The 19186-nt window shown below is 60.4% G+C and carries 19 protein-coding genes and 1 other RNA gene; 9 read left to right on the top strand and 11 right to left on the bottom strand.

Annotated features, from left to right (window positions below):
* The first annotated feature begins 5 nt into the window (after positions 1-5).
* Positions 6-569 (top strand): GNAT family N-acetyltransferase, encoded by a 564-nt coding sequence (locus tag BJ928_RS20255; RefSeq protein ID WP_047633828.1) that lies wholly within the window; start codon positions 6-8, stop codon positions 567-569.
* On the top strand, positions 566-1144 hold the full coding sequence (locus BJ928_RS20250; RefSeq protein WP_047633827.1) for a GNAT family N-acetyltransferase: 579 nt from the start codon (positions 566-568) through the stop codon (positions 1142-1144). The genes BJ928_RS20255 and BJ928_RS20250 overlap by 4 nt, the downstream gene beginning before the upstream one ends.
* A 3-nt stretch (positions 1145-1147) precedes the next feature.
* On the opposite strand, the gene BJ928_RS20245 is transcribed toward BJ928_RS20250, so the two are convergent.
* The 6 genes from BJ928_RS20245 to BJ928_RS20220 all read right to left on the bottom strand — a co-directional run bounded on the left by BJ928_RS20245 (position 1148) and on the right by BJ928_RS20220 (position 7418).
* A complete protein-coding gene (locus BJ928_RS20245; protein WP_047633826.1) occupies positions 1148-2860 on the bottom strand; it encodes a DegQ family serine endoprotease in 1713 nt (570 codons plus the stop codon).
* A gap of 194 nt (positions 2861-3054) precedes the next feature.
* Positions 3055-3993, bottom strand: a complete 939-nt coding sequence (locus BJ928_RS20240; protein ID WP_047633825.1) for a protease modulator HflC — start codon at positions 3991-3993, stop codon at positions 3055-3057.
* Positions 3993-5120, bottom strand: coding sequence for an FtsH protease activity modulator HflK (gene hflK / locus BJ928_RS20235; protein ID WP_047633824.1), 1128 nt, complete (start codon positions 5118-5120; stop codon positions 3993-3995). The genes BJ928_RS20240 and hflK overlap by 1 nt, the downstream gene beginning before the upstream one ends.
* 163 nt (positions 5121-5283) lie before the next feature.
* The gene (locus BJ928_RS20230; RefSeq protein ID WP_047633823.1) at positions 5284-5802 is read right to left on the bottom strand and encodes a dihydrofolate reductase; all 519 of its coding nucleotides are present in this window, start codon (positions 5800-5802) and stop codon (positions 5284-5286) included.
* 111 nt (positions 5803-5913) lie between these two features.
* Positions 5914-6750: an NAD(P)-dependent oxidoreductase gene (locus BJ928_RS20225; RefSeq protein WP_047633906.1), complete on the bottom strand. Its 837-nt coding sequence runs from the start codon at positions 6748-6750 to the stop codon at positions 5914-5916.
* Positions 6751-6851: 101 nt separating this feature from the next.
* The gene (locus BJ928_RS20220) at positions 6852-7418 is read right to left on the bottom strand and encodes an XRE family transcriptional regulator (RefSeq protein WP_047633822.1); all 567 of its coding nucleotides are present in this window, start codon (positions 7416-7418) and stop codon (positions 6852-6854) included.
* A 302-nt stretch (positions 7419-7720) separates the two neighbouring features.
* On the opposite strand from BJ928_RS20220, the gene BJ928_RS20215 reads away from it, so the two are divergent.
* Both BJ928_RS20215 and BJ928_RS20210 read left to right on the top strand, forming a co-directional pair.
* Positions 7721-8248 (top strand): GNAT family N-acetyltransferase, encoded by a 528-nt coding sequence (locus BJ928_RS20215; RefSeq protein ID WP_047633821.1) that lies wholly within the window; start codon positions 7721-7723, stop codon positions 8246-8248.
* An 18-nt stretch (positions 8249-8266) separates the two neighbouring features.
* The gene (locus BJ928_RS20210) at positions 8267-8704 is read left to right on the top strand and encodes a DMT family transporter (protein ID WP_245432434.1); all 438 of its coding nucleotides are present in this window, start codon (positions 8267-8269) and stop codon (positions 8702-8704) included.
* On the opposite strand, the gene BJ928_RS20205 is transcribed toward BJ928_RS20210, so the two are convergent.
* The gene (locus tag BJ928_RS20205; RefSeq protein WP_047633905.1) at positions 8701-9621 is read right to left on the bottom strand and encodes a thymidylate synthase; all 921 of its coding nucleotides are present in this window, start codon (positions 9619-9621) and stop codon (positions 8701-8703) included. The genes BJ928_RS20210 and BJ928_RS20205 overlap by 4 nt on opposite strands.
* Before the next feature lie 200 nt (positions 9622-9821).
* On the opposite strand from BJ928_RS20205, the gene ssrA reads away from it, so the two are divergent.
* The 4 genes from ssrA to BJ928_RS20185 all read left to right on the top strand — a co-directional run bounded on the left by ssrA (position 9822) and on the right by BJ928_RS20185 (position 11391).
* Positions 9822-10192: a transfer-messenger RNA gene (gene ssrA, locus BJ928_RS20200) on the top strand.
* A 116-nt stretch (positions 10193-10308) separates the two neighbouring features.
* Entirely contained in the window at positions 10309-10821 is a 513-nt protein-coding gene (locus BJ928_RS20195) for an SspB family protein (RefSeq protein WP_047633904.1), read from the top strand.
* A gap of 57 nt (positions 10822-10878) precedes the next feature.
* Positions 10879-11073: a DUF4169 family protein gene (locus tag BJ928_RS20190; RefSeq protein WP_047633818.1), complete on the top strand. Its 195-nt coding sequence runs from the start codon at positions 10879-10881 to the stop codon at positions 11071-11073.
* Between the two features lie 105 nt (positions 11074-11178).
* Complete coding sequence (locus BJ928_RS20185) at positions 11179-11391, top strand: ribbon-helix-helix domain-containing protein (protein ID WP_041677915.1); 213 nt, start codon at positions 11179-11181, stop codon at positions 11389-11391.
* A 172-nt stretch (positions 11392-11563) separates the two neighbouring features.
* Here BJ928_RS20185 and BJ928_RS20180 read toward each other — a convergent pair whose 3' ends face one another.
* The 3 genes from BJ928_RS20180 to BJ928_RS20170 all read right to left on the bottom strand — a co-directional run bounded on the left by BJ928_RS20180 (position 11564) and on the right by BJ928_RS20170 (position 18024).
* Positions 11564-15301: an AsmA family protein gene (locus tag BJ928_RS20180; protein ID WP_047633817.1), complete on the bottom strand. Its 3738-nt coding sequence runs from the start codon at positions 15299-15301 to the stop codon at positions 11564-11566.
* 249 nt (positions 15302-15550) lie between these two features.
* On the bottom strand, positions 15551-16963 hold the full coding sequence (locus BJ928_RS20175) for an FAD-linked oxidase C-terminal domain-containing protein (protein WP_047633816.1): 1413 nt from the start codon (positions 16961-16963) through the stop codon (positions 15551-15553).
* Positions 16964-17127: 164 nt separating this feature from the next.
* Positions 17128-18024: an AraC family transcriptional regulator gene (locus BJ928_RS20170; RefSeq protein ID WP_047633903.1), complete on the bottom strand. Its 897-nt coding sequence runs from the start codon at positions 18022-18024 to the stop codon at positions 17128-17130.
* 14 nt (positions 18025-18038) lie between these two features.
* Here BJ928_RS20170 and BJ928_RS20165 point away from each other — a divergent pair, with 14 nt between their 5' ends.
* On the top strand, positions 18039-18446 hold the full coding sequence (locus tag BJ928_RS20165; RefSeq protein WP_047633815.1) for a DUF2000 family protein: 408 nt from the start codon (positions 18039-18041) through the stop codon (positions 18444-18446).
* A 58-nt stretch (positions 18447-18504) separates the two neighbouring features.
* Here BJ928_RS20165 and BJ928_RS20160 read toward each other — a convergent pair whose 3' ends face one another.
* On the bottom strand, positions 18505-19173 hold the full coding sequence (locus BJ928_RS20160; RefSeq protein ID WP_047633814.1) for an OmpA family protein: 669 nt from the start codon (positions 19171-19173) through the stop codon (positions 18505-18507).
* Positions 19174-19186: the final 13 nt, after the last annotated feature.

Raw genomic sequence — 19186 nt, 5'->3', positions numbered from 1 at the left:
CACAGATGATCATCACCGAAACCGACCGCCTCATCATCCGCAACTGGCGCGAAACGGATCGCGACCTGGCTTACGAGATCAATTCCGACGAAGCCGTCATGGAGTTCTTTCCATTTCGCCGCAATCGCGCCGAAGCGGACGCTTTCTTCGATCGTGTGCAGTCGATGATCACGGAGACCGGCATCGGCCTCTATGTGCTGGAACTGAAGGAAAGCGGCGAGGCGATCGGCTATTGCGGGCTGGTACGAACGGATCATCTGGAACCCTTCGTCGCGATCGGAACTGTCGAGATCGGTTGGCGGCTGGTGGCGCGGCACTGGGGCAAGGGGCTGGTCAGCGAGGCCGCGCGCACGCTTCTCGCTTACGGCTTCGGCAAACTCGGCCTGGACCAGATCGTTTCCTTCGCCGTGTACAACAATGTCAGATCGACCGCGGTGATGGAGCGGATCGGCATGCACCGCGTCGAGGGTGGCGATTTCGATCACCCCAACGTTCCCGACACCCACCCCGACCTGCAGCGCCATGTTCTCTATCGCCTCACCGCAGCCGAGTGGCGCGCCCGGCAATGACGACGATCGAAACATCCCGGCTGATCCTGCGGCCATGTCGGGAAGAGGATCGCGAGCTATTCTACGAGCTGAGTTCCGATCCCGCCGTTCTTGAGTTCTTTCCCTTCAGCCGCAGCCGCAAAGATGCCGACGCCATCTTCTCCATGATCGGGAAAATCACGCCCGAACCCGGCTTCGATTTTCTGGTCGCGGTTTTGAAGCATAGCGGCGAGGCGATCGGCTTCTCGGGGCTGTCCAGAGTGCAGCTCGAACCTCACTTGCCTCGCGATGCCGTGGAGATCGGCTGGCGGCTCTCGGCACGCCATTGGGGAAACGGCTACGCAACGGAAGCCGGCGCAGCCCTGATACGTCAGGCGTTCACAGTCTTGAGCCTGAAGGAGATCCTTTCGATCGCCGTGCATGACAACAGGCGCGTGCTCTCAGTCATGCGCAAGATCGGAATGCAGCCCCATCCGTTCAGTGATTTCGATCATCCGCAAATTCCCGAGACGCATCCGCATCTGAAGCGACATGTGGTCTATCGGCTGCGCGCCGCCGAATGGCGGGCGCAGCAGGCAAGACACATCGAGAGCTGAGCGCTACTCCAGCGCGACGGCGATGAAGCGCAAGTCACCATTCGGAGATGCGATCATCATCTGTGCATTGCGCCGTCCCTCACGCTTCAGCGAAGCGACCTTGTCCGACGCGGCGCTGGGAGTCTGGACGAATTCCTGCGCGACCTCAACGACGACGTCGCCGGGCTTCAACCCCTTTTCAGCGGCGGCCGAACCGGGCGTCACCTCAGTAATGACGACGCCATCGACGCTGTCGGCAATACCGAAGCTCTTGCGGGTTTCCGCCGTCAACGTCGAGAGCTTCATGCCGAGAATATTCGAGGTCGCCGGCGCCGGCGACTGAGCCTGCGGCGATTGCTGCGGGTCGCCGCCCTGATCCTGACCATCCATGCCGTCGTCGTCACCGTCGTCTCCCTGATCGGGATTGATGACGCCATCGCTGTTGCCATTGTCGCCGGGTGCAAGCTGTGGTTTCTTACCCTTGTCAGCACTTGCCGCCGCCGCCTGATCGCTGTCTTCCAACCGGCCGAGCGTCACCTTCACGGTCTGCTGCTTGCCGTCGCGATAGATGACGACATCCACCGCCTTGCCGACAGGACTTTCGGCGACAACGCGCGGCAGATCGCGCATCTCGTCGACATCCTTGCCGTCGAATTTCAGGATGACGTCGCCCGCCTTGATCGAGCCGTTGTCGACCGGACCGCCCTTGATGACACCAGCCACCAGTGCGCCCTTGGCCTCCGAAAGGCCAAGGCTGTTGGCGACATCGTCCGTGACAGGCTGAATGCGCACGCCGAGCCAGCCGCGACGCGTCTCGCCGAAGTCACGGAGCTGATTGACGACACCTTCCGCCAGTTCCGACGGCACGGCAAAGCCGATACCGATCGAACCGCCACTCGGAGAGATGATGGCCGTATTGATGCCGATCACCTCGCCCTTCATGTTGAAGAGTGGCCCGCCGGAATTACCCTTGTTGATCGCCGCATCCGTCTGGATGAAATTGTCATAGGGGCCGGCATTGATATTGCGGCCCCGCGCCGAGACGATACCGATGGTCACAGAGCCGCCGAGACCGAAGGGATTGCCGATCGCCATCACCCAGTCGCCGATCCGCATCTTCGAGGAATCGCCGAATTTGACCGCCGTCAGCGGACGCTTCGGCTCGACCTTGAGGACGGAAAGATCGGTCTTCGTATCCGTTCCGATCAGCTTGGCCTTCAGCTTGGTGCCATTCGGAAAGATCACCTCGATATCGTCGGCGCCTTCGATGACGTGATTGTTGGTGACGATGTAGCCGGTGGGGTCGATGACGAAGCCGGAGCCGAGCGAGCTCACCTTGCGATTGCTGTCGTCGTCTTTCTTGTTGTTGAAGAAATCGTTGAATTCGTCCTGATAGGGCGAGTTGTCCGGCACCTTCGGCGTGGCGGGGCCGTTGCCCTCGTCCTTGACCTTCTGCGATGTGGAAATGTTGACGACCGCGTCGAGCAATCCGGACGCGAGATCGGCAACGGATGCCGGCCCGGCATTCATGGCCGGGTTCGTCGTGATCGTGGGGGATGCTGCCGGCGGCGTCTGAGTGTTTGTCGTTGCCGGCGCTTGGGCGCCCGCGGCCGCGCCGCTGTTTTGCGTCTGCGCATAGGCCTGTTCGGTAACGCCCACAACGGGGCCGGCAATCAGCGCGATGCTCGCAAGCAAGGCAAACGAACGGCTGAAAAGCAGGCGATTGGTCGAAGCCATCAGGCATCCTCATCGAAAAAGGGAAAACTTGTATAAGCATCAACATAAGGCGGAATGATGAAGCGTGAAATCACCTTTTTGCGAAATCCCCGGAGCTCCGCGCTGCCGATGCTTGCAGGTCGAAAGTGATGCAATCCGCCATAAAGAAAAGGGCTGCCCGGAGGCAGCCCTTCCCTGTGACTAAGATCGACGCCTCAGTTCGCAGGTGGCGTCGGATTGGCGAGCGCCGGAGCGCCCGAAGCAGCCGCCTTACCCGCAGGACTGTCGAAATACTTGAAGAAGTCCGACTTGTTCGGCGGCAGCACGAGCGTCTTCCCGCCCGTTGCCAACGCCCTGTTATAGGCGGCCATCGAGCGATAGAACTCGTAGAAGTTCGGGTCGCGGGAAGAGGCATCGGCGAAGATGCCGTTTCGCTCGGCTTCGCCTTCACCGCGCAGTACTTCCGAATCCTTCTGCGCGTCAGCAACGATTTCGACGACCTGACGGTCTGCGACCGCCCGGCGGCGCTGGCCCTCTTCGTTACCGCGAGCGCGGATCAATTCGGCTTCCGCCAGACGCTCGGCCTTCATGCGGTCGTAGGTCTGCTGCGAGACTTCCTGCGTCAGATCGGTGCGGCGGATGCGGACGTCCTCGATGTTGAGACCGAGTGTTTCGGCATCGCGATGCAGATCGTCACGCACTTCGGTCATCATCGAAGCGCGTTCATTGGAAAGCGCGGCTTCGAAGTTGCGCAGACCGTAAACACGACGAAGAGCAGCATCGAGGCGGGTTCTCAGGCGCGATTCCGCGGCGTCGCGATCTCCCGATACCGTCTCGCGGAACCTGCGCGCATCCGTGATCTTGTAGACGACAAAGGCGTCGACCTCATAGAACTTGCCGCCGGAAACCTGGACGCGGATATTGTCCAGATCGAAGCGAAGTTCCTGCCGCTGAATGTACTGAACGCGGTCGGCATCCATGAAGGCGAAGGGCAGCTTGAAGTAGAGGCCCGGCTCAGTCTTGACTGCGCGGATCTGGCCGAAGCGCAGGACGATCGCCTGCTCCTTGGCATTGACCACGAACACCGACGAGTAGATGAGCAGCAGCAGCACCGCAAGCGCGATGAGAATGGCTGGCAAACGGCTGGACGTCATTATTTGGCCTCCGGCTGAGTTGCAGCACCGGGTCTGCCCGGCTGTGTCGTGGATTGCTTGCCGATTTCGTTCAGCGGCAGGTAAGGCACGACGCCCTGCTGGTCGTCGATGATGATGCTGTTGGAATTGCCGATGACGGACTCCATGGTTTCGAGGAAGAGACGCTTGCGGGTCACTTCCGGTGCCTTGACGTATTCGTCGTAGATCGAGATGAAGCGCTGTGCCTCACCCTGCGCTTCCTTGACGACGCGGTCCTTGTAGGCAGCCGCTTCTTCGCGGATCTGTGCGGCGCGACCACGGGCCTGACCGAGCTGCTGGTTGGCGTATTGATTGGCCTCTTCCACCTGCTGGTCTTCGTTCTGCTCGGCGCGCTGCACTTCGTCGAACGCATCGGCCACTTCGCGCGGCGGCGAAACATCCTCGATCGGCACGGCATTGATGGAAATGCCGGTGGCATAGCGATCAATCGTGTCCTGGATGATGTTTCTCACCTCGGTCGCGATTTCCTGACGCTTGTCGCGATAGATGTCCTGAGCCGGACGGCGACCGACGACCTCGCGCATCGCGCTTTCGGCAACCTGCTGCAAAGTCTCGTCGGGGGTCTCGAGATTGAACAGATAGGATTGCGGATTGGTCACGGTATAGAGGATCGAGAACTGCACGTTGACGATGTTCTGGTCGCCCGTCAGCATCAGGCCGGCCGTCGAACCGGCCGTCGAGCGGCCGCCGATATTGCGCTGCTGCTCGGTGACTTTGACGAATTCGACGCGATCCATCGGCCAGAGATGGAAGTGCAGGCCGGGCATCGAGACTTCCTCGCGCGGCTTGCCGAAGCGCAGTTCCACGCCTCGTTCGTCTGGCTGCACGGTGTAGATGCACTGGATCAGCCAGAAAACGGCGATCACCGCGACGATGATGAGGACGACGCCTGCATTGAATCCGCCGGGTACGAAGCCCTTCAATCGGTCCTGGCCGCGGCGAATGATATCCTCAAGATCCGGAGGCCCTCCGTTGCCGCCACCGCGCGGCCGGTTCGGTCCTTGGCCCCAAGGTCCCTGATTATTTCCACCGCCGCCGCCGCCGCCCCATGGGCCACCGCCGCCGCCATTCTGATTGCTCCAAGGCATCAAAACCTCTTTGTTTGTTGACTCCCGATATCGCACCAAACCCACGGAATACGTGGGTGGCGGCGATTGTTTCCCGTTATAGGTATCGAAGCACCTGCTTTCAACGCGACTTCAGGAAGTTCGTCGGATTCATTGGAAAATATTTGATTTTTGCGGGTGGCTTTTATGCTTTTCGCCTGAAATAGGTGACGAACCGCGTCGGATATGTATCCTTTTCTCCTGCCGGCACGGCAAGCTCGCCGTCAGCCTGCCAGATCCCGGGATCGATCGCCGGAAAGGCGGTATCACCTTCCACATCGGCCTCCACGTGGGTTATCAGCAAGCGGTCGGACAGACCAATCGCCTGTCGATAGATTTCGCCGCCGCCGAGGATGCAGATTTCCTCGGCATGGCTTTCCTCGGCGAGCCGCGTCGCAGCATCTATAGCCTCGTCGAGCGAATGCGCCACCGTTACGCCCTCCGCAGAGAACCCGGCGTCACGGGTGATGACGACATTGGACCGGCCAGGCAACGGCTTGCCGATCGATTGGAACGTCTTGCGTCCCATGATCACAGGCTTGCCAAGCGTCATCGCCTTGAAACGCTTCAGATCGGATGACAACCGCCAGGGCATGTCGCCTTCGCGCCCGATGATGCCGTTGCGCGATACGGCAACGACGATGGTCTTGATCGGCTGTGTCATGCGTCTCCCTCGGTCCAGGTCGCCAACGTCAATGCGAGTCGGCCTGATGATTTTATATCATGATCGCAGCAACGGGAGATGGGATGGGACGCGCCGCAATGGATCTTGGGATCAGGCGCCGCTATTGAGCTTGTCGAGCTCGGCGGCCAGCACACCCCCCTCTTGCCGATCCCTGGCCATCTTTCGATAGAGCCCGGCCATGCCCTTGAAAATCAAGGCAGCGGGATCGTCCTCGCCGAGAAACTCCGAAATCTCCTCCATCTCCGCAACCCAGCGATAGGCCTTCGGATACATGTCGGGAATGCCATGCACGAATTTCGCATCGAGATTCGGCAGGCTTTCCTGAAGCTCGCGCTTCAGCGCCCCATCCGCGCCTGAACGGATCGCGGCAAGCAGCATGGCGGTGCCGAGACCGGTTACGCCTTTATTGATGCCGGCATAACACATCTTCAATGCCGAGGCCGCGCCGATCGGCCCATCCATGCGTCGGACCTGAAGGCCAAGGTCGCCAAGCACACCGCTGTCGTTCGCGGCGTCTCCGCTTATATAAAGCTGAGGCCCCTTCTGGCCGGGTTTCGGCGGACCGCCGATAATGGAGCCGTCAAGAACCGTGCCGCAGTCGCCGCCGAAGATCGCCGCGACCTCTTCCATGGTCTTCGGCGAAATTGCGTTGCAATCCATAAACGTCGTTTTGCCGCCACTCCGACGTAGCTCTGCTGCGACTTGCTTGGCCACGGCCACTGCCTCGGCCGGCGGAACGATAGAAAGAACAAGACGCGACGCCGCAACCACGTCCATTCCGACGGGCTCCATGCCGGCGGCCTTCGCCCGCTCGATTGTGGAAGCCGAACGCCCCTCCAGATAGGTAACCACCCTCGCCCCGTTTTCGACCAAACGCCTCGCGATGGCGCCCCCCATCGCACCGGCTCCGATGACTGCGATCTCCACGGCCAATCTCCTTCTCAGCACAGGAAGACGGCACCATATCGCCTATCGGGCAGCCGGACGAGCGCAATGCCACGCGGTAACGTTAAGTTTAGCGCCGCTCGTCAAGCGTTGCGAAGCACGAGGACGGCATAGATGCAGGGCTCCTTGCTTTCATTCTTGAAGACGCAATCTGTCGGCGGCCCAAGTTCGAGGCAGTCGCCTGCCGACATCGAGTGCCTGGCATCTCCTTCAAGAAAGGTCAGCCGCCCCTCCAGCACCCAGATAAGCTGCCGCATGAAGGCGTAGGCCGATGCAGGCATCGGGACTTCCGTCCCCGCGGGCAATTCGATGCGGACGAGATCGAGCGGCAGATCCGACTTCGGAGAGACATGCCGCCGCTCGTAGCCCGTCTGCGGATCGACCCAGATCGGTTGCTCTTGCCTCCGGAGAAAACGACCCTGCTGCATCTCCGCACGCGCCATCAAGGTCGACATGCTCAGGCTGAAGGCGCCGGAAAGCTTGCCGAGCAGTGTTGCCGTCGGGCTGCTTTCGCCGCGCTCGATCTTGTGGATCATCGCGCGTGAAACGGTCGAGCGCTCTGCGAGCTCCGTCAGCGACCAGCCTCGGCTCTCCCGCTCGATGCGGATGCGTGCGCCGATGCGCCTGTCGATATCATCAAGTTGAGACATGCGTTTACTATAGTGGACTTCAGCGGGTTTGACAATCGATGCCGCGCATCTCCGAAAGATCGTCCTACACAAGCCTCAACAGTGCGAAAGAGAGGCGCAGCCTTATTCAGAAACATAAGCTACCTATTGAAAATTCTGCATATTTCGCTGCAGCCACCGAGATGCAAGCCACTGGCGGCATTTTTTTCTTCTCGAATTTTCGTAATAATATAGTGGACAGACGTGGAAATCGGTGTATGACAGAATACAGCAGCAAAACACATATCCATCCAATTTAGTGGATAGCCCTACGGAGCCAGCCAATGCAAATTCGCGATGCGAGAGACGAGGATCTCGCGGGGATAACCGCGATCTACAATGACGCGGTCGCCAACACTGCCGCGATCTGGAACGAAACGCAGGTCGACATCGCCAATCGCCGGCAATGGCTGCAGGACCGGCATAAGCTCGGCTATCCCGTCCTGGTGGCGACCAACGATCATGGCGACGTCATCGGCTATGCCTCGTTCGGCGACTGGCGGGCCTTCGACGGCTATCGTCACACGGTCGAGCACTCGGTCTATGTCCGCAACGATCAATATCGCGGCGGCATAGGCAAGGCGCTGATGATAGAGCTCATCGAGCGCGCCAGGGCGATCGGCAAACACGCGATGGTCGCGGGCATCGAAGCTGGCAATGAAGCCTCGATCCGCCTGCATGAGAAGCTCGGCTTCGAGCAGGTCGGCCTCCTCCCGCAAGTCGGCACCAAATTCGGGCGGTGGCTCGATCTGGCCTTCCTGCAACTGCTTCTCGATCAGCGCACCGATCCCGACAGCAAGCCCACCCCCTAAGGCACGAACATCATGCCGATGACGGTAGCAACACTCATTCTCGCCGGCATATCGTTGGTTCTGCAGAACGTGCTGATGGTGCGGATCACTCAATCGGTGTCGACCGTCATCGTCACGCTCGTCATCAACTCGTCTGTCGGGTTGACCGCGCTGCTTTTGATCCTGATTTCCCGCAACGGCCTCGCCGGCCTTGCCGAAGTCGCCGGCGCCATCAGGCCGTGGGCGGTGCTGCCGGGCCTGCTCGGCTCGTTCTTCGTCTTTGCAGGCATAATGGGATATCAGCGTCTCGGCGCGGCTCCCACCATCGCAGTCCTCGTCGCCAGCCAATTGCTGGCCGGCTTGGCGTTCGATGCCGCCATCTCCGGAAAGACGATGGCAGGCTTCAGCCTATCTCAGCTTGTCGGAGCACTGCTGCTCGTCAGCGGAGCCGTGCTTGTCGCCGGCCGAAACGCCTAAACAGCGACTTCGGCCGCGATCGCGGCATGCGGCTCATAACCCAGAATCTCGAAATCCTCGATGCGATAGTCATCGATGCTGTCGGGCCGGCGCAGCAGGCGCAAGGTCGGGAACGGCTTCGGATCGCGGCTGAGCTGCTCTCGGATCGCATCCAGATGGTTGAGATAGAGATGGACGTCGCCGCCCGACCAGACCACCTCTCCCAGATCCATATCGACCTGCTGCGCAACCATGGCTAGCAAGGCCGCCTGCTGGCAGATGTTGAAGGGATTACCAAGGAAAAGATCGCAGGAGCGCTGGAAGACCATCAGGCTGAGCCGCGGTCGCTTACCGCCCTCGGCCGAGATGTTCGATACATGGAACTGATAGACCATATGGCAGGGATGCAGCGCCATGTCGGCAAGCTCGCCAACATTCCAGGCGTGAAAAATCATCCGGCGGCTGCTCGGATTGGTCTTGAGGTCCTTGATGACAGCAGCGAGCTGGTCATGCACCCGACCCTCGGCATCGCGCCATTGCCGCCACTGCTTGCCGTAGACCGGTCCAAGATCGCCCCATTTGAGAGCGAAGGCCTCATCCTCGAGAACCCGCTTCTCGAAGGCAAGCTGATCGATATCCTCACCCGTCGCCTTGCGATATTTCGCGAGCGGCCAATCGGTCCAGATCCGCACATTTTCCTTCAGCAGGTTGCGGATGTTGGTGTCGCCGGTCAGAAACCAGAGCATTTCCTTGACGGCAAGCTTCCAGTAGACGCGCTTCGTCGTGAAGATCGGGATCTGCCCCTTGGAAAGGTCAAAGCGCATCATCGCGCCGAGGCCGCTCAAGGTGCCGACGCCTGTACGATCGATGCGGCGATCACCGTGCTCAAGCAGGTGCGCCATCAGGTCGAGATATTGATACTCCGGGTGACGAGCCATCTTCCGCTCCGACATCGCTTGAATTTCACGGACAATACGGATGCCGCAGACGGTCAGCCGCCGCCGGATACCCGGCCGATTCCTTTTGCGCGACTCTAATGGCAAGCAGGCGCGAAACCAACCGCGCCGAAAGTTATTCAGGCAAATCTGTCAGGTCATGCATGGCAAACCGACGTTTCGGCGAAGCATTTGTGACAATTGCCCTTCCCTTCGCTCGCGGAAAACACTATATCACCCATGCCGGTCTTCGGGCCGGCTATGGCGATAAATGAGCGGTGTAATAAACCTATTGGACCCGGGGGCGGTACCCGGCGCCTCCACCAAAAACCGGCCGGCCAAGCTGGCGACAGACCGGCTTTTGATGGGGGCGAAACAGGATCGACAAGGGTGTAAAGATCGACTTTTCGCTCGGCATTGTACCACCGTTATCGGGCTAAAATTGTAGTTGCAAACGACAACTATGCGGAAGCTCGTCTCGCTGCTTAATCGCGGTGTGACACTTCAAATAAAGTCCTAAGGGGTCGCACTCTTAGGCGGGGTTCGAAGGCACCTGGCAACAGAAGCCTTCACCTTCTCCTCCAGTGCTATATTATGGACGACCAGCAGTGACTCGCCATGGGGCTTTTCTGGCAGCGTTCAGCGTGGCATAAGCCTTATAAAAACATGGCCAACGAAAGACAGGAAAGCATGGGGCAGGATCATATCCGCTACGACATTTTGGCTCAGGACGCCCTGCGTGGAGTGATCCGCAAGGTGTTGACCGAGGTCGGCGCCACGGGCCGCCTGCCTGGTGATCATCATTTTTTCATCACCTTTCTGACCGGCGCTCCCGGCGTGCGCATCTCGCAGCACCTGAAGGCGAAGTATCCGGAGCAGATGACCATCGTCATACAGCATCAGTTCTGGGATCTGAAGATCACCGAGAGCCTGTTCGAGATCGGCCTCTCCTTCTCCGACGTTCCGGAAAAGCTGGTAGTCCCCTTCAACGCCATCCGCGGTTTCTATGACCCCTCCGTCAATTTCGAGCTGGAATTCGACGTACCGCTGGCGGATGACGAAGAAGAGACCGCCGTGAGCGAAATCACCGCCTATCCGGTGCCAGCCGAAGGCGAGGAAGCACCTGCCGCTGCCGCCAAGGAAGGCGAGGAAAAGAAGCCGGGATCTGTCGTCTCCCTCGACGCATTCCGCAAAAAACAATAGGAATATCGGGGGAAGCATCCGCTTCCCCTTTTTCATATCGGCAACGGGAAGAGATCGATGAGCGCCGAAATCGTCAATCTGCGCCAGTTTCGCAAGAAACAGGCCCGGTCGGACAAGGAAAAACAGGCGGAGCAGAATCGCATCACCTTCGGGCGAACCAAGGCCGAGAAGAACCTGACGACGACGCTCAACGAAAAGTCGGCAAAGGCGCACGAAGCCGGCCGAATTGAAACCACGAAGACCGAAGACTAGTTTCGGCCTTCAAGACAAAAAACTTCAGAAATCAGTTGCTTACTTCCGCATTTTGAATCACTTTCAGAAATATCCCACCATTTCCGATTTTTGATCGATCCGCCGATGATCCGTAAACATTCCGCGACGCTGCATGGCCATCGCACGAGCTTTTCCCTTGAGGATGCCTTCTGGACAGAACTGAAGGCTATCGCCAATGCGCGTGGCACCTCGCTCGCAGCCCTGATCTCCGAGATCGACGACGGGCGCGAGGCCGGCAGCAATCTCTCCTCTGCGCTCCGCCTCTATGTCCTCAAATGGCTGAAGGATCGCAACTGAGCAATTGCGTGTGAGTTCACCACGATCTGATGAGCTGCTTTTACCCGATCCCGGTCGGGTCGCGGCCGCCTGGCCTAAAGCAATTTCGGGAAAAGCGCACAGCGGGTTTCCCGGAATTGCTAGATAACAAAGAGATAGAGCGGTTCAGAGATTCCGTGAAAGCTGAACCGCTTTATTGGGCGACTCCCGGCAGTTCATTGAAGTTCAAAGGCGACGTCGTTTGCGGGGCCGGGTTGTTGGGCGGCGGCGGACGTTGCGCCTCCACCTTGGCGCGTGCGTCCGCCGCCGCCTTGGCTTTGGCCGCCTCCTCTGCTGCCTGCTTGGCGCGTGCGTCTTCTTCTGCCTGCTTTTGTTCGGCCGCCTGCCGAGCTAGATCGCGCAGGCGTTGCTCTTCCGCACGCCGTTGCTGCTCGATGGCGGCATCGCGCTGACGCTGCGCCTCGCGCACGCCCGCCACATATTTATAGAGCGCCACCTCGCGCCGCAGCCGTTGCTTTTCAAGCACATTGGCCTGCAGGCGCTCGACACGCCGCCGCTCGCGCTCGAATGCGCGAACCGACAGGAAACTGGTGACGTCCGTGACGTCCATCGTCCGGCCAGGCGCTGCCAGCGATCCGGCAAAATCAAGGCGTAACGCCGGCTCGGCCCCGCTCTGCGCTTCGGTGCCGGCGTTGAAATCGATGCCAAGAGATCCGCGCATACGCTCGTCCGGCAGGCTGATTTCGGCATTGCCGGAAAGCTTCGCCAGATCGTTGCCAGCGGTAATATTGGTAGCCCGCGCCACGCCCGTAGAAATGTTGAAGGGGATACTCGTTGCCGGCAGGACCGCTTCGCCGTTGTTGAGCAGCGTTTGCATGATCGGCAACACCTTGGCGACGGTGATATCCCCCTGGATCTGATCTGTCGCAGAAAGCAGCGGCGGCAGGATCGACAGATTGAGGCCGCGCACATGCGTCTCGCCGAGCTTGATTTCACCCGAGCCGCTGGCATTGGCGGCAAGGTCGGCAATGCTCTTGCCGCTTGCTTCGGCATTCATCGCAAGGCCGAAGCGACCGGTGGCAAGCGGCGCTCCATCCCGCTGCCATGCGACAGCCGCAAGATCGCCATTGACGAGATTGAGCTTCGTCTGCATCAGGCCGGTGCCATCGGAATTGGCGAGCATCAGGCTGCCGTTCAGCGTGCCGCCGTTCCAGCCACCCGCCAGATCGTTCAGCCGCAGTTCCTCGCCCTTATAGGCGGCATTGGCGGTGAAGTTCGAAATAGGGCCGAATATGCCCGGCCACACCTGCTTCGCGGAAAGCTTGACGCCGATATCCATCCCGCTGAACGCAGGCAGGCCGAGCTTGTCCCTGTTGAGAGCACCTGTTTTCGGATCTCTCATCGGCCCGTAAATGCCTTCCGCCAGCCAATCGAAATCCATCTTGTCGACAGCCAATTCGCCCGACGCCTTGAGGCCCGGCGCCTTGCGGTCAATGGTCAGCGTGCCGGACATATTGTTGTCGGCAAACAGCCCCTTCATGCCCGAAAATACGATTCTGTCCGGGTCCAACGCGGCATTCGCCTGGAGTTTGACCGGCAAGCCAGTGCCCATCTGCGGAATACCGATGCCGTTCATGACGAAATAAGGATCGATGTCGGCGCTTTCGAGCGATAGCGCTATGGTGCCGTTGAGGAAGGTCGCGGGCCGCACATCGACCTTGCCGTTCGCGGTAAACGACGTCTTGTCGGTCGCAAAGGTCAGCGCGGCGTCGGCCGGATCGGTGCCATTTGCCGATACCTTCAGCGTCAGGCGGCCATTGGCGTCGGCTTCAACAGGCAGGGGGTCAAGGCCGGCCTGACCAAAGAGGATCGACGTCACCGAGTTTTCCAGCGTTCCTTCCAGCGTCGTGGTGCCCTTGCCCGTGAACGCCGAGAGATCGGACATGCGGTAATCGAAATTGACACGGCTGCCGTTGGAAACGCCGGCGAGCGTGACCGTCAGCGCATTGTCCTGATCGCCGCCGAGCGTCACGGCACCGCGAAGAGCCGTGTTTCCGTACCAGGCGGCATTGCGCACCAGCCGATCCATGACGGGGTGGTGCGGCAGATGCTGGCGCAGCATTTCGAAGAACGGGCCGGGATCGGCGGCCTTGAAGGTAATTTCGCCCGATCCCTTGTAATCGGAAGGCGAGCCGTCGGCGCGGCCGGTCGCGGTGATTTCGGCGCCGGCGACATTCCGCACGGACAGCTTGTCGAGCGTCAGAGCCCCGTCGGCAACCGAGAAGGACGTGTCGACATTATCGGCCGGCACACCGAAAGCCATGAATTTTCCGGCCTGCAGATGCGCGCTAATCCGGTGATCGAAAAGAGATTCGCCGGTGTCCTGGCCCGTAAAGAGCCCAGTCAGCGCTCTGAGGGCATCGAGATCGAGCGTATCGCCGTTGAGGTCGACGGCAAGTTTCGGCGGCGCCTTATCCGTGCCGCTCTGGCGATCGAGCCTACCCTTGAGGATCGCCGGACCGATTGCGATCTCCAGATTGTCGAAGCGCTGTTCCTCATGCCGCAGACTGACATCGGCAGAGAAGCCGGCCTGACGCAACTGGCGGATCGCGGGATCGACGGAGCCGACCAGCCAGGATGCCAGTCCGGAGGGCTGGTTGGATGCGACGACAAGATTGCCGATGAAGTTCGGCTCGCCCTGCAGCATCAGATTGCCGCGCGCCTCGGCCTGCGTGCGCCCCGGCAGCGTGCCGACCGCATGATCGATCTTCCATCCCGTTCCCGCCGGCTCGAGATCGAGCTGCACGTCGCGGATCGTCGTATCTCCCGCAACAATCGCCGGCAGCCGGAAGGTGGCCTTGCCCGGGACCTGCGGCACGGGGATTTCGGCAGCGATTGCAATCAGGCTGTTCAGCCGCTGACGCGCTGAGATCGCCGGATTCCGGTTTGTCTTGCCGTTGGTGCCCTTGTTGTTGCCGAGGCGGTTGACGTCGATCTGCTGTCCATCGGCGGTCAGCAGGAATTCCGGCTTGGAGCCGGTATCGAGCGTCGCCTCGCCGGTCACGACATAGGGGTCATCATCGGCGCCGACTTCAAGGCGGTATTCGGGAATGCGAATGCGATCATTCGTCAGTTCGAAACGGCCCTTGATGCGTGGCTGCGCCTTCTGATCGGCGGCATCGCGCGCCTGTTTGTCGTTGACCCCGGCGGTGAAGGAACCCATGTAGTCGGGCTTGCTGTTGACGAGCTTCAACTCGCCGTCGAGGTCGACATTCAGGGGATGCCGATCCGGCATCAGCCGCGTGCGGACGCGCAAGACGCCGTTGTCATCGGGCTGGCTGCTGGAAATCGTGAAGTTGCCATGCTCGTTGTCGAGCGCCGCATCGCCCTCGATGCGCCATGGGCCGGCGAGCGATCTTGCCGACATCTGGGCGTTCAAGCCAGTCACATGCCGGGTCCTGCCCGTCTGCTCGTCGATGAAGAGGATATCGCCGTCTTCGACGTGAACGCTTTCGAGCACCACGGACTTGGCGGGAATTTCCGGCTGGCTGCCGCGCATCCAGTCGAGCGTTCCGTCTTTCAGCAGCCGCAGACGAACCTTCGGCTGAGACACCCGCATGTCGAAGATCAGCGCTTCGCCGGAAAGGAAAGGCGCAAGTTCCGCATCCATGGAGAATTCGGCAATCTGCACCAGCGGCGTGCCGTCGGCTTCCTGACCGACGCGGACATCGTGCAGCGTCACCGAAGGGAACGGCAGGAGGCGGGCATCGACGGTGCCGTGAACCGTCACCTTTTTGCCGATGATGCGGCTCGCCTGATCCTCGAAATTCTTGCGAAAATCGGTCCAGTCTATGAAGAGCGGAGCGAGCAGCGCCACGAACAGCACCACCACGAGCAACCCACCCAGAAAAACCAGGACCCTACCTAACAACGCGTATCGTCTCCAATCTTCATTCCCAACCTATGCCAAGCCGCCGCTTGTCAGAGCGCATACACGACATAACCTAGAATATGCACAGTTCTACCCGATCCCTGCCTGTCACAGCAGCCCTTTTTAAGAGGTATGCCACCCAACTAGCGCATCCATGTGGCTTCTCAGCACAAAAACCGGAAAGGAGCGGCTGCAGCCTAGCGCCATTCGCGCACGTAGCAAGCCAAGATCATGAAAATATTCCATCTTTCAGTGCCCGCGGAATATTTTCCCGGGATTGAAGATGGCGTCCGGATCAAGCGACTCCTTGATCTGACGCATCAGATAGACGGCATCGCCGAGTTCCTGCTCCAGAAACGCCATCTTGCCCTGCCCGATCCCGTGTTCGCCCGTGCAAGTACCGTCCATGGCGAGCGCGCGCTCATTGAGGCGTGCAACGAAATCCTCGACGACGGCGATGCCTTCCGGGGTCTTGTCATCGAACAGGACGAGCACGTGAAAATTGCCGTCGCCGGCGTGGCCGACGATCGGCGCCAAAAGGCCATGCGCCGCGATATCGGCCTGGGTCTCCGCGACACATTCCGCCAGACGCGAGATCGGCACGCAGACATCCGTCGAGAGGCTCGACAGTTCCGGAGCCAGCGCACGGCAAGCCCAATAGGCATCGTGGCGGGCCTTCCAGAGCTTGTTGCGCTCTTCCGCATTGCTGGTCCATAGGAACTCGCCGCCACCGCATTCGGCCGCGATCTCGGCAAACTGCGCCGACTGCAGGGCGACAGTCTCCTCCGTCCCATGAAATTCGAGGAAAAGCGTCGGCTTCTCGTCATAGGTCAGGCCGGAATAGCGATTGCAGGCCCGCATCTGCACGGCATCCAACAGCTCGATGCGCGCAACGGGAACGCCCATCTGGATCGTCATAATGACGGCATCGCAGGCCGATTTGATATCCGGAAAGGCGCAAGCGCCGCCAGCGATCTTCTGCGGAATGCCCTGCAGGCGCAGCGTGATCGAGGTCAGCACGCCGAGCGTACCCTCCGCGCCGACGAAGAGCCGCGTCAGATCGTAGCCGGCAGACGATTTCCTGGCGCGCCGTGCGGTGCGGATTTCCTCGCCATTGGCGGTGACAACAGTCACGGACAGCACATTGTCCTTCATCGTGCCGTAGCGCACCGCGTTCGTGCCTGAGGCGCGCGTCGATGCCATGCCGCCGATAGAAGCGTTGGCGCCCGGATCGATCGGAAAGAACAGACCGGTGTCACGAAGATAGGTGTTGAGCTGCTCGCGCGTCACGCCCGGCTCGACCGTGCAATCCAAGTCCTCGGCGTTAACTTCGAGCACGCGGTTCATGCGGCTGAAATCGATGGAAATGCCGCCTTGCGGCGCGTTCACCTGCCCCTCGAGCGAAGACCCGGTACCGAAGGGAATGACGGGAACCCGGTGTTCGGCGCAAGCCTTGACTACAGTTTGAACATCCGCACTCGTTTCGACAAAGACCACACCGTCGGGAAGCTGCGGCGGAATATAGGTCGTCGTATGGGCGTGCTGGGCACGAAAGCTTTCACCGGTCTGGAAGCGCTCGCCGAAAGCCTGCTTCAGAATACCGAGAACGGCCGAAATCCCCGCCTCGTTGCGTGTTCCCGCCTTCGCATCAGCCAGAACCATGGCCCGAATCTCCCATCGCGATCATCGAAGGGCGTTAACCCTTTTGTCGGTTCTATGGGACATCGGCGCGGCGCTGTCCAGTCAAGAAAAGGCCGAAACCGACCCCACCCGGGGCAACGGCAGACACGATACGTTCGGCAAGCCGTACCGTCTGCCTTCAAGCCTCAGCGGCCCGCTTCCGAGCCGCGCAGCATGTTGCTCCAAGCGCCCGGCGGAATACCGAAGGCTTTCTTGAAATGCCGGGTCAAATGGCTCTGGTCGGCAAATCCGGTGGCGGCCGCCACGTCGGCAATCGACTCGCCACCGCCGATCATCGCCTTTGCCTGCTGCAGCCGCCGCATCAGCAGGAAGCGATGCGGACTGGTGGCAAAGGCGGCGCGAAAATGCCGGGCAAGCGCAAAGCGGTCGAGCCCGGTAATGCGCTCCAGTTCCTGTGAGCGCACGCCGCGCATGACATGCGCTTCGAGGTAATCACGGGCAGCCTTCGCCTGCCCCCAGGCGATGCTACCCAACGGCCGCAGCGGCAAACGGGCGTGCTCCACAAGCCCATCGGCCAGACGGGAAACGAAATCATCGACGAAAAGCTCGTCCAGCTCGCGATCGAGTTCGCCGAGCGCTGCCAGCAACAGACCGGCAAGCCGGCCATCGTCCACCACCGGATCGTCGACGAAAGGCAGACCGATACGCGCAGCCTCCAGGCACTGAAACAGCACCGAAGGTTCCAGATAGAGCATCCGGTAGACAAGCCCATCCTCCGTCGCAGCTCCGCCGTCGTGCAGCTCATCGGGATGAAGAATGATCACCCGTCCCGGCAGGCTATAGCGCTGCTCGCCGCGATAACGAAACGTCTGTACGCCCCGCATGGTGACGCCGAGCGCATAGGTATCGTGCCGATGCAGCTCGAAGGCATCTCCCCGAAACTGTGCCTGGATGCGCTCGATGCCCGGATAGGCCGGCGCGGACAGGATGCGGTTGGTCTCCGGCGTCACGCACAAACGTTCAAGACCCTCGAAGATCTGTCCGGCTACATCGTCGCGTAACGTCTCATTTCCAGACTGCATGAAAGTGACCATCGATGTTCGATACCAAAATCGCGATCGTTCTGCGAAGCGACCTTCAATCCTGGCAGAAACTGAATGTAACTGCGTTCCTGTCCACAGGCATAGCCGGGCAACATCCCGATATCATCGGCGAACCCTATCGCGATCGGACAGGTAACGTCTACAATGCTCTATCGATCCAGCCGATTATCGTGCTCTCGGCCGATAATGAAAACATCGCCGCCATCCACCGTCGCTCGCTGGAGCGCGGTGTCACCTCTTCCGTCTTCATCGAGGAAATGTTTTCGACCGGCCACGATGTAGCCAATCGCGCCGTCTTCTCCGAATTCGCGCCCGAAGACGCCAAAGTCGTCGGCATCGCGTTACGCGCGGACAAGAAAATCGTCGACAAGATCACCAAGGGCGCGAAAATGCATACGTGATCGGTCGAGGAGGGAAAGCGGCCGGATCATGCGACCCGGCCGTCTCTGCTGAAAGGGCTTAGCCGTCCTGCTTGATCGGCGCGATCTGGATCTCGACGCGACGATTCTGGGCGCGGCCGGCTTCGTTCGCATTGGTCGCGACCGGCTGCGACGGGCCGAAGCCGATGGCGGACATGCGGCGCTGGTCGATGCCCTGGCTGCCGAGGTAAGAAGCAACCGAGCCGGCGCGGCGTTCGGACAGATCCTGGTTATGCTGCAGGCTACCCGTCGAGTCCGTGTAGCCGTTGACGTCGATCAGGGTGCGGTTGAACTTGCGCAGCACGATCGCCACAGAATTGAGCGTCGCGAAGAATTCAGGCTTGATCGCATCGCGATCGATGTCGAAGGTGATCGCCGACGGCATGTTCAGGATGATGCGGTCGCCGACGCGGGTGACCGACACGCCGGTACCCTGCAGCTGCGCACGCAGCTCGGATTCCTGCTGGTCCATATAATTGCCGATGCCAGCACCCGCAAGCGCACCGACGCCGGCGCCGATCAGCGCGGCATTGCGGCGCGAGGCCGGCGAATGGCCGATCAGAAGACCGGCAACGGCGCCGACACCGGCACCGATCGCTGCACCGCCCGCGGTATTGGATACCTTTTGCTCACCCGTATAGGGGTCAGTCGTGGTGCATGCGTTCAAAAAGGCTGCCGCTAGGGCAAGCATGGCAATTTTCTTGATCATAGAATCGTCGCTC

It is taken from the genome of Rhizobium sp. WW_1, assembly GCF_003610155.1.
Taxonomy (GTDB): Bacteria; Pseudomonadota; Alphaproteobacteria; order Rhizobiales; family Rhizobiaceae; genus Rhizobium; species Rhizobium tropici_A.
This window is presented reverse-complemented; position numbering and strand designations above follow the sequence as displayed.